The sequence below is a fragment of the Microbacterium panaciterrae genome, from assembly GCF_039541635.1.
Lineage (GTDB): Bacteria > Actinomycetota > Actinomycetes > Actinomycetales > Microbacteriaceae > Microbacterium > Microbacterium panaciterrae.
Window position 1 is genome coordinate 66,769 of sequence record NZ_BAABGP010000014.1, and the last position, 14,236, is coordinate 81,004.

Here is a 14,236-nt window from a genome sequence, read left to right on the forward strand (position 1 = left end):
CGCGCTCGCGGATCCGGATTCAGCGGGTGAACTGGCCGATCATCGATCCCTCGCGCAACCGGGCGACGTAGTGTCCGACCGCTTCGGCGACGCGCGGTGTGGCGTCAGGGTGCGGGCTCACATGGGCAAGTCCATCCGCCACCGCGGCCAGAGTCTGCCGCACCGTGGACTCGGCGTCGCGTTCGCGCATGCCCCAGGAGCGCGCCTCGCGGATCAGATGTTCGGCGGTCAGCTTCCGATGATCGAACTGGCCGTCCACGGCGAAAGCAAGGGTCCAATCGACGCGTCCGGCCTGGAACAGGTTGGGAACCGCGTCGTACAGGTCGCTCACGTCATCGGTGCCCTGTCTGTGGATGATGCCGACGTTCTTCGCGTGGCCGTCGTTGTCCCCGATGGCGACGCGGAACGTCAGCTGGCGCAACCAGGCCGTGAGCGGCTCCTCGTCGAGGCCCGCGACGACTTCTGCAACGCGGTACGCGCTCGCGCGCTGCGGATTTCGAGGGTGCCCAGGATCCTGGAACTTCGCCGTGTCGTCGACCCAGTCGAGTGCCATCGCCTGCGCCGCATCCTCCTGGTGCAGGGCGACGACCTGGTCGCCCTGCACCTCGCGGTCATATCGTTCGATCGCAAGGTAGCGCGTGGAGCCCGCCTTGCGGATCTCGCTGCCGTAGGACGAGAGCCCTGCTGAGCGAGCGAGTTCATGTGCGAAGTGCTCATCGAGGATCCGACTCTCCTCGTTCGGCCGCGCCGGCTTCAGGATATGTGTCGAATGGGCGCTGCCGTGCGGCAGCATCCACCCTCCCGAACCGAAGCGCGCGACGAGGACCTTCGGCTGAAACCCGGGAATCATCGAGCGGCTGTCGTCCCGGGTGCCTTGATTGCGCTTCCCGATGGCTTCCTTGAGGGCGCGATTCAGTGCCGAGGGCGAGAGCTCCGCGTATGTGGGCTGCTCGTCTCGCTGACGGAAGGAGAGAGCTCCGGCGAGGGATCCGCCGTATTCGCGAAGGAAGCCGAACAGATCATCCTGCCGGATACCGCGCTGCTCGGCCATCGCCAGCCGTTGACTGCCTTCGGGAAGGTAGCCGCCGAAGAATCGGGAGACGAGTCGCTGATCGGGGGCAAGGCCAGGGACAGCGGCGAAGCCCTCGCTGAGCCGGATCGATTCGTTTCGTGCGGCGGAGTCCCAGGTGAACACGACGGAACGCCGGTCGGCTCGGGAGCGGACAATGGTCCCTATGCGCTCCGCGCCGAGACACACGATGAGCTCATCGAGTGGCATGGGCAGGGCCGCTCTCCTCGGCAGGGCTCTGGGTCGTCGTGTCGGTGAGGTCCAAGGAGACGGAGACCCGGATCCGGAGCGCGCGCAGCACGCGAAACAGACGGCTCAGTTGTACCGTCACGCGCCCGGACTCGAGCGCGGCGAGGTAGCTGCGGGCGAACCCCATTTGCTCGGCCAGTTCCTCCTGGCGAATACCGCGGGAGGTGCGCACACGTCCGATCAGCCGCCCGAGATCAGCGGGCCGACGGATCTCGATCTCGGTCATCGATGCGCTCCCTCGTTCATGTCTTGAAATTCAAACATTACTCTATGTCTGAATATCAAGACAAGGGATCGCGTCCTATTATTCAGACATCGCTGCTCGGCGCTCGCGACTCGCGTCTCGCGCCTGCCCGCCCCTCGCACCCGCGCCCGCTCAGGAGCCCCATGCCGGGCGCGAGTACGGTGGAGCCCGTGCGGATCATCTCCTACAACCTGCGCAAGCACCGGGCGGTGCATGAGCTCGATGCCCTCGTCGCCGCCCATGACCCCGACGTGCTCTGTCTGCAGGAGGGAGACACCGCGTCGCTGCCGGACACCGCGGGGGGCCTGGTCCTTGCGCACACCACGCAGCAGAACCGGCTGGGGCTCGCGATCTACTACCGGGCCAGCGCGTTCAACCTCGTCGACATGGCCGCGGTCTCGGTGAAGAAGTCGCTGCACGATCGGGTGCTGCGTCCGGCGCACGAGCGGCTGCTCGGCGTGCGGCTGCGCGACATCGACGCGGGCCGCGATCTGCTCATCGCCTCGCTGCACGCGGCTCCGCTCACCGCGCGCAACGCCCTGCGGCGGGATCAGATCCGGGCCGCGCTGTCGGAGCTGTCCGAGCTCGGCTGGGGGCTGCCGCAGCTGATCGTCGGCGACTTCAACTATCCCGTATTCAAGGAGCGCCTCTCCGAGCACATGCGCGACGTCGGCTACGAGCTGGTCATGAGCGACCAGCACACCTACACGCGCTATCGGGTGTTCCGCGGGTTCTACGATTTCGCCGCGGCCTCCGGCTTCGTCGTCGAGTCGGTCCGCACGCTGCCGCAGGGCGAGTCGGATCACCTGCCGATCCTCGTCACCGCCCACCCGCAGTAGCGGTCGTTGCGGTCGTTGCGGTCGCTGCGGCGGTTGCGGCGGTCGTGGTGGTCGCGTCGGTTGTGGCGGTTGCTGCGGCTCGCGGTCGTCGTCGGTGCGCAGCCGGCCCGGGGTGCCCGTTTGCCTGCTCGCCTGACGCCAGGCGCCCTTGAACCGCCCGGGGAGCGGCATCTGGCGTCAGGGGAGCAGGGGTAGAGAGAGCAGGGGTGGAGAGCGAGCAGGGGTAGAGAGAGCAGGGGTGGAGAGCGAGCAGGGGTAGAGCGAGCAGGGGCGGGGAGGGTGCGTGGTCGCGGCTCGGGCGCCCGCGTCAGGGGAGCGCGCGAGGCGTCACGGTTCCGGCGGCGTCCACGGGTCGATGATCGGGACGCCGTGCGCCTGGAAGTCCCGCACGTTGCGCGTGGCGACCGAGGCGCCGTGCGCGGCGGCGATCCCCAGGATCTGCCCGTCTTCCGCGGAAAGCGCCCGGCCCGCTTCGTGTGCGGCGGCGCGGATCCGGGCGTGCGCCTCGGCGGCCGCGATGTCGTAGGGCAGAGTCCGCGCAGACATTCTCTCCAGCATGCGATCGATGAGTGCGCCGAGGGAGTCTTGTCGGCGTCCCGAGGGCAGCTGAAGCACGCCGACCCGGAGCTCGTGCCGGGTCACGACGGGGAGGAACACCTCGGAATGATGCCTGCGCATCCACGCGAGCACCAGAGGAGACGGGTGGTCGCGCAGAGTCTCCGACCAGATGTTCGTGTCGACGACGATCATTCGAAGGTCACCGCGAGGCGAGGAGCGCTGCGTTGCGGCTCGGGGAGATCGGATCCGAGTCCGCGCTCCCGCAGGTCGTCGGCGTCCTCGAGCCAGAGCAGCACCGGATCCTCCGCGCGGGGGAGGACCAGGTCGACCAGGATCGCGCGCGCCTCGGCCTCCATGGACCGGCCATTGTCGTGCGCACGGCGCCGCAACGCCGCCTTGACCTCGTCGGGCAGATTCCGGATCAGCAACTGGGCCATGTGAGCGCCTCCGATATCAACGATATCATGCGCTGCGCCCGTGGGTGCTGGTAGGTCCGGTCTCGTCTCTTTCCCCGCCCGTGGTCGGGGGCGTCTGCGGTCGAGGGCGCCCGTTTGCCTGCTCGCCTGACGCCAGGTGCCCTTGAGCCGCCCGGGGAGCGGCATCTGGCGTCAGGGGAGCAGCGGTGGAGGGGGAGAGGGGGCAGCCGGGGAGCCGCCGCCACCCCGCCAACCGTTCACCGTCCCGTTGCCGACACGACGCGCGGACGACGTGTGCCGGTGAGGCGCGCGGGGTGATCTGGTCGCATGCGGATGTCTGTGATCGGCTGCGGGTACCTCGGGGCCGTGCACGCGGCGGCGATGGCGTCGCTCGGGCACGAGGTGATCGGGGTCGACACGGATCCGGCGAAGATCGCCGCGCTCGCGGCCGGTCGCGCGCCCTTCTTCGAACCGGGCCTGGACGAACTGCTCGCCGAGGGCGTGCGCAGCGGCCGCCTGGCCTTCACGGACGACTTCGCCGCGGCCGCCGGCGCGCAGGTGCACTTCCTCGCCGTGGGCACGCCCCAGCTGCCGGACTCGTCGGGCGCCGATCTGCGTTTCGTGCGCACCGCGCTCGCGTCGCTCGTGCCGCACCTGCGCGCCGGGGATGTCGTCGCGGGCAAGTCCACCGTCCCGGTGGGCACCGCCGCGGGGCTGCTCCAGGCGGTCGCGGCGGCCGGGGCGACGCTGGTGTGGAACCCCGAGTTCCTGCGCGAGGGCTGGGCCGTGCAGGACACCCTGCACCCGGATCGCCTGGTCGTCGGCGCGGTCGACGACGAGGCGGGGCGGCGGGCCACGGACGTGCTGCGGGCCGTGTTCGCAGCGCCGATCGCGGCGGGCAGCCCCTTCATCGCCACCGACCTCGCGACCGCCGAGCTCGTCAAGGGCGCGGCGAACGCGTTCCTCGCGACGAAGATCTCGTTCATCAACGCGATGGCCGAGATCGCCGAGGCATCGGGCGCCGACGTCACGCTGCTCGCCGACGCGCTCGGGCACGACGTCCGGATCGGCCGGCGCTTCCTGGGCGCCGGGATCGGGTTCGGCGGCGGATGCCTGCCGAAGGACATCCGGGCGTTCGCGGCCCGGGCGGAGGAACTGGGCCGCGGCGCCTCGGTCGGCTTCCTCCGCGAGGTGGACGCCATCAACCTCCGCCGCCGCGAGCACGCCGTGCGCCTGGTCGTCGACGCGTTCGGCGGGAGCGTGGTGGGGCGGCGGATCACGATGCTCGGCGCGGCGTTCAAGCCGCACAGCGACGATGTGCGCGACTCCCCGGCGCTCGATGTCGCGACCCGGCTGCGGGGGCTGGGCGCGAAGGTGACCGTGACGGATCCGGAAGCGATCCCGAACGCCGCGATCCTGCATCCGCAGCTGAAGTACGTCGAGGATCGCGATGCCGCGATCCGCAAGGCCGATGCGCTGGTGCTCGTCACCGAATGGGACCTCTACCGCCGGGAGCTGACGCCCGCGCACGCCGCGTCGCTCGCCCGCGGGCGGATCGTCGTGGACGGCCGCAACTGCCTCGACCCGGTAGCCTGGCGCGACGCCGGCTGGACGTATCTGGGGATGGGCCGGCCCTGACCGCGCCTGCACGGGTTCACCAGCGGCACCGTCGCCTCCCCGTGCCGCTGGCACCGGAGCCGCCCTCCGCTCGATAGAGTCCCTAGTGATCGGCCGTCGACTTGGAGGCGAGGACCTATGCCCGATGATCGCCTGAACGACGACCCCCGCAACGTCGGCAGCACTCCCGGCGACGGCACCGGTGTGCCTCCCGGCACCGACGCCGGAGCGGAGACCGAAGACTTCGGCCAGTCGGCGCATGATCTGTCGGCCCTGTTCGCGCATGGGCAGGACGAGGATCCGGCGGGTATCCCGCGGGACGAGGTGGGAGCGCTGTTCGCCGCGCCGCCTGCGCGCGCGGGCGACGCGGGTTTCACCGGAGAGCTGCACGCCTTGTTCGGCGGCCCGCCCGCTGCGGCGGACGGGGAGCACTCCGCGACGCCCACGCGGCCGATCCCGGTGAATGCCGGGATCCAGCCGCAGCACGCGGCTCCCACGTACAGCATGACCCGGACGCAGCGGATCGCGATGGGCATCGGCGCCATCGTCACCCTGCTCGGGGCGGGGTGGGCGCTCGCGACCCCCGCCGTGTCGATCCCGGTGGCGGTGGAGTCTCCGACGCCGACCGTCGACTCCGCGCGGATCACGCGGGTGAACGACACGGTCGATGCACTCGCGACCGCAGTGACGGCGGCGCAGGCGAGTGCCGCGTCGTTCGCCGCGCCGTTGGCGGCGATGGCCGGATCCAGCGAAGAAGCCAATCGAGTCGCGGCCGAGACGGCTCGCCAGGCGTACATCGCCGCGATCGCCGCGGTGAAGGTGCCGGAGCACGCGGGGACGACGGCCAGCACCAAGACGCTGGATCAGCGCGAGCAGGATGTCGCCTCGGCGCAGTCCTCGTTGGCCACCGCAACCACGGGGTTCCGCAGCGCGATCACCACCTTCCGGCAGTCCATCCCGGCGTTCGCCGCGACCGCGGTCGCGAACAACCCGGACGCCGCCGAGTCCGTCCGCACGGCGGCGACCGATGCCGCGACGGCAGCCGCCGCAGCCGATCCGTTCGGGCCGACGCCGTTCGCGGCGCTGGACGCGTGGCGGGCGGCGCTCGCCGCACTCATCGCTGACCAGGCGCGCGCGATCGCGGAGCAGAACGCGAGCAACTCCGGCGGATCCGACGGCGGCACCCCCGCCCCGTCCCCCGAGCCGACGCCGCCAGACACGACCACGCCGACCCCGCCGCCACCAGCGACGGATCCCACGCCGACACCGACCGACCCGCCGGTCATCGTGATCCCGCCGCCGCCGACCCCCTGACCGCCACCCCGGCCCCTGCGCCTGTCGAAGGGCACCACCGCGCCGCCGGCTGCACGGGCAATTGTCGAGTGCACGGGAAAATTGCGTGAAGAAGCCGTGCAGTGGGCAGGATCCCGTGCACCCGCGGGCCACGTGCCAGGCCCGCCCAGGCACACCCCGGCCCCTGAGCCTGTCGAAGGGCCCGCCGCTACTTCGGCGCCGCCGCGCACCCCGGGGCGTCGATCGTGACCGGCGTCGCCTTCACCATCGGCGTGTGCCGCACCTCGAGTGGACCGAAGGATCCGGCCGGTGCGGTGAAGGTCGCGACGATGGTCGCCGTCTGCCCCGGCACGGTCAGCACGTTCACCTTCACCGCGGTGCGGCCGAGGTGCGGCTGACCCGTCGCAGCGACCGGCTGTCCGTCGATCGTGACGCCGGTCAGCGTCGACCCGAGGGGGCCGTAGAGGTACATGTCGCTGGAGACGTCGCCCTTGGGGAAGAACCGTGCGGGTGAGACGTAGACCGGCAGGCCGGCCACCGCGCTCGGGGCGAGCGTGTTCTGCATCGTCACGGTCGTCGTGAAGGTGGGGGTGCCGTCCTTCTGGCATTGGGTGCTCTTCGCCGCGATGCCCATCTGCATGTAGTAGTCGAGCTTGCCCTCGGTGACGTCGTCGACGTAGACGCCGAGGTCCGTGGTCTTGGCGTTGTCGGCCGGCAGGGTTCCGCCCACCGGGGTGCCCGCGAGCAGGGCGGCTTGAGCGGGATCGCTGGGCGAGTACATCAGCCGGCCCTCGTTCGCCGCCTGGGAGAGCGCGGTCAGCAGCGCCTTCGGGTCGGCGTGGGTGTGCAGCAGCGCGTCGAACACGCTCTTGGCGGCGGAGGCGAAGAACGCATCCTGCTCGGCCTTGACGCCGCCGTAGCGTCCGTAGACGTCGCTGAGCAGGATCGGCACGGCGGTGTCGGAGGTCAGCACGTCGCCGGTGGGCATCGTGACGGGGCCGATCGCCTTGAGCAGGTAACTGAGCGCGACAGGATCCATCGACGCGACGGCATCGATGGGCGTCCCGTACGACTCGGCCCAGAAGGCGCGGATGATCTTCGCGGTATCGCTGAAGTTCGGCGAGAGGGTGGTGTCCTGGATGTAACGGCCGGTCTTCGTGCCGTACAGCGCTTCCAGCTGCGGATCGAGCGCGATGATCGGATCCGCACGACCGGTGTTGAAGTTCGCCGAGGAGGCCTGCTGCGTCATCGAGATCTTGCCGTGGTCCGCGGTCAGCATCGCGATCGCGGCTGGGTTGCCACCCGTGCCGCGCGACTCGGCGTTGTTCTGGAAGATGAGCAGGTAGTTCTGCGGGCCGTTCGCGCCGAGCGCCTTCGAGAGGATCGTCAGGGCGTTGTGCGCGGGGGTGAGGATCGGCTCGATCTTGGCGATCGCGGAATCGAGCTGTGAGACGCCGCTCGCGACCTGCGGGATGAGCGCGGAGCGGTCGATCTTCGCGAGCTGCTGAGTGATCGTCTTCAGAGTCTTGTCCGCCGCATCGACGTCGCCGGCGAGCGCCGTCAGGTGGGCGACATCGATCGCGCCGTCCTTCGGCATCAGCGCCTTCACGTCGATCGCAGTCAGGGGCGACACCGCATCCCGCACGAGCGAGTTGACGGATCCGGCCAGGATCCGCACCGCCACCAGATTGGGCCCGGCGACCGGCACCCACTCCGCGTTCTTCCAGAGGGTCCCGCTCGTCTTCTTCTCGGCGGAGGCCGTCAACGCGGACACCTGGGCGACCGTCGCCGTGGCGCTCGCCGGGTCGCCGGCGAGCATGCTCTTCTGCACCTGGTCGACGAGCGGGATCGCCTTCTCGAGGTCGGATTTGGCCGACATCGCCTGGTCGTAGAGGTGCTTGGCTGCGATCGCTCCGACGATCGCGACCGCGATGAGCACGAGCAGGATCGAGATCGGCACCCAGAACCGGGCGCTCTTCAGGAGAGGACGACGGCGCTTCTTTTCTCTCGGCTCCGCACCGACGAGAAGGCGTGCGAGAGAACCGTCCGATTCGGGTGAAGATCCTTCGGAGGCCGGGCGCGCCTCACGGTCTTCGTGTCGGGAAGGCACGTTGTGAGTCTAGGGATCCCGCGGATCCTTGACCATGGCCCCGCCCCCTGATCCTGTCGAAGGGTCCCGGTCCCTGAGCCTGTCGAAGGGTCAGTCGGCCTTTTCTCCCGCGAAGCCGTTCGGGTTCTGCAGTTGCCAGCGCCAGCCGTCGCGAGCCATCTCGGCGATCCCGCGGGTGGCCTTCCAGCCGAGCTCCACCGAAGCACGAGTCGTGTCGGCCCAGCTACGCGGCAGGTCGCCGGCACGTCGCGGAACCACGCGAGACGGGATCGGCCGCCCCGACGCCTCCGCGAAGGCGGCGATCAGCTGCTTCACCGAGGTGCCGGATCCGGTGCCCAGATTCCACGCCCGCGATCCGTCCACCTCGGGCAGCTGTTCGAGGGCCGCCACGTGTCCTTCGGCGAGATCCATCACGTGGATGTAATCGCGCTCTCCCGTCCCGTCGGCGGTCGGGTAGTCGTCGCCGTAGATGCTGACCTCGGCCCGCCGTCCGACCGCGACCTGCAGGATGAAGGGCGCGAGATTGTTCGGGATGCCGCCGGGATCCTCGCCGATCAGACCGCTTTCGTGCGCGCCGATGGGGTTGAAGTAGCGCAGCAGCGCGATGTGCCAATCCGGTTCGGCCGTCGCGACGTCGCCGAGGATCCGCTCCAGCATGACCTTGGTCATGCCATACGGATTCGTCGCATCGAGCTGCCCGCCGTCCTCGGTGTAGGGCGGCTGCTGCCCATCGCCGTACACCGTTGCCGACGAGGAGAACACCAGCGTCCGCGTGCCGTGCTTCTTCATCGCCTTCAGCAGCGAGAACGTGCTGCCCAGATTGTGCGCGTAGTAGCGCAGCGGGTCGGCGGCGCTCTCCCCGACCGCCTTCAGGCCCGCGAAATGGATCACGGCATCGGGAGCGGCCGCCGCGAACACCGCGTCGAACGCCGCCTCATCCAGAAGGTCGACCTGGGCGAGCTCCGGCCGGCGTCCGGTGATCTGCTCGATCCGATCGATCACCACGGGCGAGCTGTTCTCGAAGTCGTCCACGATCGTCACGCGATGCCCGCGTTCGAGCAGCGCCACCGCAGTGTGGGAGCCGATGAAACCGGCGCCGCCGGTCACGAGAACATGCATGGGAGGATCCTCCGCGTCGGGTCTGGTCGGGAACAGCAAGTTCGTCACACGGTGACGAGGTGTTGCGCCTGGAGCTGTGCGAGCAACCGGAGAACGTCGTCGCGAACGATCTCCTCGCCCACGGCGTAGGCGTCGGCGACGGTGCGCACGAGGGCGTCCGCGGTGATCGGCCCGCTGGCGGCGAGCTCTTCCCAGACGTAGGCGGCGGTCTCCTGGAGCGTCATCGGATGGGCGTCGAGGGCGACGAGATCGAGGGCCACGACGTCGTTGCCGCTCGCGGTCCATGCGACGTCGTCGGCGATCCGCCACATCTCGCTCTGCTCCCCGGTCACGCGGTCAGCCTAGCGAAGCACGAGCGGTGATGATCACGCCCCGGCGCCTCCCACGAACGCCCGGATGCGTCGCTGGAACGTGGCCGGGCTGAACCTCTCCGTGACCGCCCGGGCGTCGAACGAGCGCACACGCAGTGCCGCATCGATCGCCGCCGCGAACCCGTCGACGTCGGCCGATTCCGCGATGATTCCGCTCACGCCGGGCGTCACCGCCTCCGTCTGCCCTCCCACCGGACCGACGGCGACCGGGGTGCCGACGGCCTGCGCCTCGACGGGGAGGATCCCGAAGTCTTCTACTGGAGGGAACACGTACGCCGCGCTGCGCTGCAGCAATGCGTACAGCGTCGGCGTCGACGGGTTCAGGATCACCTGGGCGGGAACGCGGGCTGCCGCGGCCAGGGCAGTGAGGCGGTCCGTATCGGGCCCGCGGCCGGCGATGACCACCGGAAGATCGAGGCGCTCGGCGGCGGCGATCACCAGGTCGAGCCGCTTGTAGGGCACGAAGCGGGAGGCTCCGAGAAGGAATGTGGCGGGGAGCGCATCGAGCAGTCGCCGCTCGCCGTCTGCGGCGACTTCGCTCGTCCAATCGGAGACGGCGAGGATCCGATCCGTCGGGACGGGAGGGTGGATGACGACCGCGTCACGCTCCCAGCTGCGGGCGATCCTTTCGCGCACGAATGAGCTGTTCGCGGCGATCGCCGTCGCCTCCGCCGCCCGTCGGCGATCGAGCGCTCGATAGCCGGGTGCGGCGATCCTCACCAACGGGTTGTTGCCTCGCTCGTCGAGGTCGGGCGCCCAGATGTAGCGCGCGGGCGTGTGCGCGTAGACGTACTTCGGAATGTCTTGACCGCGGATCCTGGCGTGGTGCGCGAACAGATGGGAACTCACCAGCATCCAGTCGTACGACGTTCCGGACGACAGCGATCGCCAGACGAAGGGCTCGAACGGCAGGCCGAGGGCCTTGTGGCGCCGCAGCGGCGTGCGGGCCATCCAGGTCTCGCGCACCGGCGTGCCGGCGAACCGATCCGAGGCGTCATTCCACAGGCACTGGATGTCGGCGCCGGGGAACGCGCGGACCATGCCCTCGAGCACGACTTCCGCGCCGCCGGTCGACTCGATCCACTCGTGGACGAGCAGGCCCGTCATGCCGGCCTCGCTCGGCAGCGGGCCTTTCCTCGGACGCGGATCATGTCTCCCGATGCTAGTGGCTGGACGTTCGGGCAGGACACGACTTCGAGGGTGCGGAATGCGCCGACGCGTCCGGCGGAGCCCAGGGCTCTCACAGCACACTTTCAGTGTGGGAGAATATCGGTGCGTGTGCGTTCGACGAGGGGGAGTCGCGAGCGGTGTGCGATCGAGGATTGGGGTGGAGCGGTGAGTTCGGAGAGATTTGACGCAGTGACCGGAGGAATTCGCATTCCGTTGCAGCAGCGACGCCGACGTGGTCTGATGGCCGCACTCGACGGGCTCGCCTGGATCGTCGGCATCTTTCTGGCGGTGACCCTGCGCCTGGACTTCACTCTCCCGCTCCAGGGGTGGGCCGCGATGATCCTGCTCGGGGTGGTCGCTGCAGCGATCCAGATCGCCGTCGGCTATTACGTCGCCCTGTACCGGGGGAGATACTCCTTCGGGTCGTTCGAGGTCGTGCGGACCCTCGCGATCATCACCCTCGGCATCGTCGTGGTGCTCTCGTTGGTCGTCGTGCCGTTCGGCAATGCCATCGGGGTGCCCCGCGCGACGATGCTGCTCGCGGGCCCGTTCGTGCTGCTGCTCATGTTCGGGATGCGCTACCTGTCGCGGTTCGCGATCGAGCGCTCCCGCAAGCCGGGCGATGCCGCAGAGCGTGTTCTCATCGTCGGCGCGGGCTATGTCGGCGATCGGCTGCTGCACACGATCATCACCGACCCGGTGTCGCCGATCCGCCCCGTCGGCCTGATCGATGACGATCCGGCGAAGCGCAACCTGCGGTTGCGTGGCGTCCCCGTGCTCGGGCGCACCTCTCAACTCTCCGAGATCGCGCAGCAGAGCAGGGCGACCCGAATGGTGATCGCGCTCGGAAACGCCGACAGCGTGGTGCTGCGCAAGCTGAGCGATGCGGCTGACGCGGCCGGACTGGCCGTATCGGTCACCCCGACGGTCACCGACCTCACGCTCGACGCCCGCGCGAAAGTGGATGTGCGCGACATCGAGATCGAAGACCTCATCGGCCGGCACCCGGTCGACACCAACGTCGAGCTGATCGCCGGCTACGTCACCGGCAAGCGTGTGCTGGTCACCGGAGCGGGCGGCTCGATCGGATCGGAACTCTGCCGCCAGCTCGCAAAGTATGGGCCCGCCGAGTTGATCATGCTCGACCGCGACGAGACGGGACTGCAGACCGCGCAGCTCGGTACCTCGGGCAACGGCCTGCTCGACTCCAAGGAGGTCGTGCTCGCCGACATCCGCGACGTGCCCGTGCTGAATGCGATTTTTGACGAGCGCCGGCCGGAGGTGGTGTTCCACGCCGCCGCGCTGAAGCACCTCCCGATGCTGGAGCAGTACCCCGACGAGGCGTGGAAGACGAACGTGGTCGGATCCCTCAACGTGCTGCAGGCCGCGCGCCGCGTCGGAGTGAGTCACTTCGTCAACGTCTCGACCGACAAGGCGGCGAACCCGACGAGTGTGCTCGGCCACTCCAAACGCGTCGCTGAGAAGCTCACCGCCTGGGCGGGCGAAGAGACCGGCATGCAGTACCTCTCGGTGCGCTTCGGCAACGTGATCGGCAGCCGCGGATCGATGCTGCCCACGTTCCAGCGCTTGATCGCGGAAGACAAGCCGATCACGGTGACGCATCCCGACGCCACTCGCTACTTCATGACCATTCCCGAGGCGTGCCAGCTCGTGATCCAGGCCGGCGGGATCGGCCGGGCCGGCGAGGTGCTCATCCTCGACATGGGCGAGCCGGTGTCGATCCTCGAGGTGGCAAAGCGCATGATCACGATGTCGGGCAAGAAGCTCGAGATCGTGTTCACCGGCCTCCGCCACGGGGAGAAGCTGCACGAAGAGCTGGTGGGGGATCGGGAGCGCCTCGAGCGCCCGTTCCACCCGCAGATCTCGCACGCGCACGCCGACGTGATCAGCCCCGAACGGCTCGACATCCACGGCTGGAAGGCGCGGATGGCTGAGGAGCCCCGCAACAACGACACCGCCGTGGTGGATCGAGTCGTGGTGGAGCAGTTCGTCAACGGTGCGACCCACCTGAGAGAATCGTCGAATGGCTGAACGCATCCTCATGTCCTTACCGGACGTCACTCAGAGCGAGGAGGATGCTGTTGTGGCGGCGATCCGCTCCGGCTGGATCGTCCCGCTCGGTCCCGATGTGGATGCGTTCGAGGCCGAGCTCGCCGCGCGTGTCGGTGTCGGGCACGGCGTTGCGCTGAGTTCTGGCACAGCGGCGCTCCACCTTGGACTGCTGACGCTCGGTGTGAAGCCCGGCGACGTCGTCGTGACCTCGACCATGACCTTCGCCGCGACGACCAATGCGGTCATGTACACCGGTGCAGAGCCGTTCTTCGTCGACGCAGACGAGACCTCGGGCAACATGGATCCCGCCCTGCTCCGACAGGCGCTGGTGCAGCTGCGGGATGAGCGTGCCACTGTGTCCGCGATCGTCCCGGTCGACCTGCTCGGCAAGACCGTGGACTACACCTCGATCTTGGCGATTGCGGAGGAGTTCGGGGTTCCCGTGCTGTCGGACGCAGCGGAGTCGCTTGGCGCCACTCATCGGGGCAAAGCCGCTGGAAGCTTCGGGCGGGTCTCTGCGGTGTCGTTCAACGGGAACAAGGTGATGACAACCTCGGGCGGAGGAATGCTCCTCACCGACGACGGGGAACTGGCCCAGCGAGTTCGCTATTTGGCGACGCAGGCACGCCAGCCTGTCGCGCACTACGAGCACATCGATGTCGGCTACAACTACCGGATGAGCAACCTGCTCGCGGCGCTCGGCCGTGCGCAGCTGGTGCGTCTCGACTCGATGCTCGCCCGCCGCCGGGAGATGCGCGAGCTCTACAAGAGCACATTCGCGGATGTGGCAGGCGCAGAGGTGTTCGGTGGCGCCGATGACGCAGAAGACAACGCCTGGCTCACGTCGATCCTGGTCGATCGCGACGTCGCCGGGTGGGACGTGACCGATCTCTCCGCAGCACTGACAGCGGATGACATCGAGAGTCGCCCACTCTGGAAACCGATGCATCGGCAACCGGTGTTCGCAAAATTCCGCGGAGTCTTCAACGGGGCCTCCGAGCGGCTTTTCGCGCGAGGGCTCACGCTGCCGAGCGGTTCGGCATTGACCGCAGAGCAACGAGCTCGCGTGTTCGACTCCATCGGGCGTTTCCTTGGAGCGCATTGAGCG

The 14,236-nt window shown here is 69.1% G+C and carries 13 protein-coding genes; 5 read left to right on the forward strand and 8 right to left on the reverse strand.

What is annotated here, in order from left to right; genetic code table 11:
* Positions 1-19 precede the first annotated feature (19 nt).
* Together ABD882_RS10420 and ABD882_RS10425 are read right to left on the reverse strand one after the other, a co-directional pair.
* A complete protein-coding gene (locus ABD882_RS10420; protein WP_345186705.1) occupies positions 20-1,279 on the reverse strand; it encodes a type II toxin-antitoxin system HipA family toxin in 1,260 nt (419 codons plus the stop codon).
* Complete coding sequence (locus ABD882_RS10425) at positions 1,266-1,544, reverse strand: helix-turn-helix domain-containing protein (RefSeq protein WP_345186706.1); 279 nt, start codon at positions 1,542-1,544, stop codon at positions 1,266-1,268. Before ABD882_RS10425 ends, ABD882_RS10420 begins: the two co-directional genes overlap by 14 nt.
* Positions 1,545-1,705: 161 nt before the next feature.
* Between ABD882_RS10425 and ABD882_RS10430 the strand changes: the two genes are divergently transcribed.
* On the forward strand, positions 1,706-2,401 hold the full coding sequence (locus tag ABD882_RS10430; RefSeq protein WP_345186707.1) for an endonuclease/exonuclease/phosphatase family protein: 696 nt from the start codon (positions 1,706-1,708) through the stop codon (positions 2,399-2,401).
* A 327-nt stretch (positions 2,402-2,728) separates the two neighbouring features.
* On the opposite strand, the gene ABD882_RS10435 is transcribed toward ABD882_RS10430, so the two are convergent.
* Positions 2,729-3,151 carry a PIN domain-containing protein gene (locus tag ABD882_RS10435; protein WP_345186708.1) on the reverse strand — a complete coding sequence of 141 codons (423 nt, stop codon included), beginning with the start codon at positions 3,149-3,151 and terminating at the stop codon, positions 2,729-2,731.
* Positions 3,148-3,396, reverse strand: a complete 249-nt coding sequence (locus ABD882_RS10440; protein ID WP_345186709.1) for a FitA-like ribbon-helix-helix domain-containing protein — start codon at positions 3,394-3,396, stop codon at positions 3,148-3,150. The genes ABD882_RS10435 and ABD882_RS10440 overlap by 4 nt, the downstream gene beginning before the upstream one ends.
* A 306-nt stretch (positions 3,397-3,702) precedes the next feature.
* Between ABD882_RS10440 and ABD882_RS10445 the strand changes: the two genes are divergently transcribed.
* Both ABD882_RS10445 and ABD882_RS10450 read left to right on the forward strand, forming a co-directional pair.
* A complete protein-coding gene (locus tag ABD882_RS10445) occupies positions 3,703-5,013 on the forward strand; it encodes a UDP-glucose dehydrogenase family protein (protein ID WP_345186710.1) in 1,311 nt (436 codons plus the stop codon).
* A gap of 117 nt (positions 5,014-5,130) precedes the next feature.
* A complete protein-coding gene (locus ABD882_RS10450; protein WP_345186711.1) occupies positions 5,131-6,306 on the forward strand; it encodes a hypothetical protein in 1,176 nt (391 codons plus the stop codon).
* 187 nt (positions 6,307-6,493) lie between these two features.
* Here ABD882_RS10450 and ABD882_RS10455 read toward each other — a convergent pair whose 3' ends face one another.
* From ABD882_RS10455 to ABD882_RS10470, 4 genes are all read right to left on the reverse strand, one after another.
* The gene (locus ABD882_RS10455; RefSeq protein ID WP_345186712.1) at positions 6,494-8,245 is read right to left on the reverse strand and encodes a DUF4012 domain-containing protein; all 1,752 of its coding nucleotides are present in this window, start codon (positions 8,243-8,245) and stop codon (positions 6,494-6,496) included.
* Between the two features lie 240 nt (positions 8,246-8,485).
* Complete coding sequence (gene galE, locus ABD882_RS10460) at positions 8,486-9,514, reverse strand: UDP-glucose 4-epimerase GalE (protein ID WP_345186713.1); 1,029 nt, start codon at positions 9,512-9,514, stop codon at positions 8,486-8,488.
* Between the two features lie 44 nt (positions 9,515-9,558).
* Positions 9,559-9,846 (reverse strand): PqqD family protein, encoded by a 288-nt coding sequence (locus ABD882_RS10465; protein ID WP_345186714.1) that lies wholly within the window; start codon positions 9,844-9,846, stop codon positions 9,559-9,561.
* A gap of 33 nt (positions 9,847-9,879) precedes the next feature.
* A complete protein-coding gene (locus tag ABD882_RS10470) occupies positions 9,880-10,992 on the reverse strand; it encodes a glycosyltransferase (RefSeq protein WP_345186715.1) in 1,113 nt (370 codons plus the stop codon).
* A 303-nt stretch (positions 10,993-11,295) separates the two neighbouring features.
* Between ABD882_RS10470 and ABD882_RS10475 the strand changes: the two genes are divergently transcribed.
* Both ABD882_RS10475 and ABD882_RS10480 read left to right on the forward strand, forming a co-directional pair.
* Positions 11,296-13,107 (forward strand): polysaccharide biosynthesis protein, encoded by a 1,812-nt coding sequence (locus ABD882_RS10475; RefSeq protein WP_345186717.1) that lies wholly within the window; start codon positions 11,296-11,298, stop codon positions 13,105-13,107.
* Positions 13,100-14,233, forward strand: a complete 1,134-nt coding sequence (locus ABD882_RS10480; RefSeq protein WP_345186719.1) for a DegT/DnrJ/EryC1/StrS family aminotransferase — start codon at positions 13,100-13,102, stop codon at positions 14,231-14,233. Before ABD882_RS10475 ends, ABD882_RS10480 begins: the two co-directional genes overlap by 8 nt.
* Positions 14,234-14,236: the final 3 nt, after the last annotated feature.

What these genes read in the sequence shown, in the direction of transcription:
- ABD882_RS10420 (WP_345186705.1), bottom strand. Translation starts at nt 1,279, where the DNA reads ATGCCACTCGATGAGCTCATCGTGTGTCTCGGCGCGGAGCGCATAGGG.
- ABD882_RS10425 (WP_345186706.1), bottom strand. Translation starts at nt 1,544, where the DNA reads ATGACCGAGATCGAGATCCGTCGGCCCGCTGATCTCGGGCGGCTGATC.
- ABD882_RS10430 (WP_345186707.1), top strand. Translation starts at nt 1,706, where the DNA reads ATGCCGGGCGCGAGTACGGTGGAGCCCGTGCGGATCATCTCCTACAAC.
- ABD882_RS10435 (WP_345186708.1), bottom strand. Translation starts at nt 3,151, where the DNA reads ATGATCGTCGTCGACACGAACATCTGGTCGGAGACTCTGCGCGACCAC.
- ABD882_RS10440 (WP_345186709.1), bottom strand. Translation starts at nt 3,396, where the DNA reads ATGGCCCAGTTGCTGATCCGGAATCTGCCCGACGAGGTCAAGGCGGCG.
- ABD882_RS10445 (WP_345186710.1), top strand. Translation starts at nt 3,703, where the DNA reads ATGCGGATGTCTGTGATCGGCTGCGGGTACCTCGGGGCCGTGCACGCG.
- ABD882_RS10450 (WP_345186711.1), top strand. Translation starts at nt 5,131, where the DNA reads ATGCCCGATGATCGCCTGAACGACGACCCCCGCAACGTCGGCAGCACT.
- galE (WP_345186713.1), bottom strand. Translation starts at nt 9,514, where the DNA reads ATGCATGTTCTCGTGACCGGCGGCGCCGGTTTCATCGGCTCCCACACT.
- ABD882_RS10470 (WP_345186715.1), bottom strand. Translation starts at nt 10,992, where the DNA reads ATGACGGGCCTGCTCGTCCACGAGTGGATCGAGTCGACCGGCGGCGCG.
- ABD882_RS10475 (WP_345186717.1), top strand. Translation starts at nt 11,296, where the DNA reads ATGGCCGCACTCGACGGGCTCGCCTGGATCGTCGGCATCTTTCTGGCG.
- ABD882_RS10480 (WP_345186719.1), top strand. Translation starts at nt 13,100, where the DNA reads ATGGCTGAACGCATCCTCATGTCCTTACCGGACGTCACTCAGAGCGAG.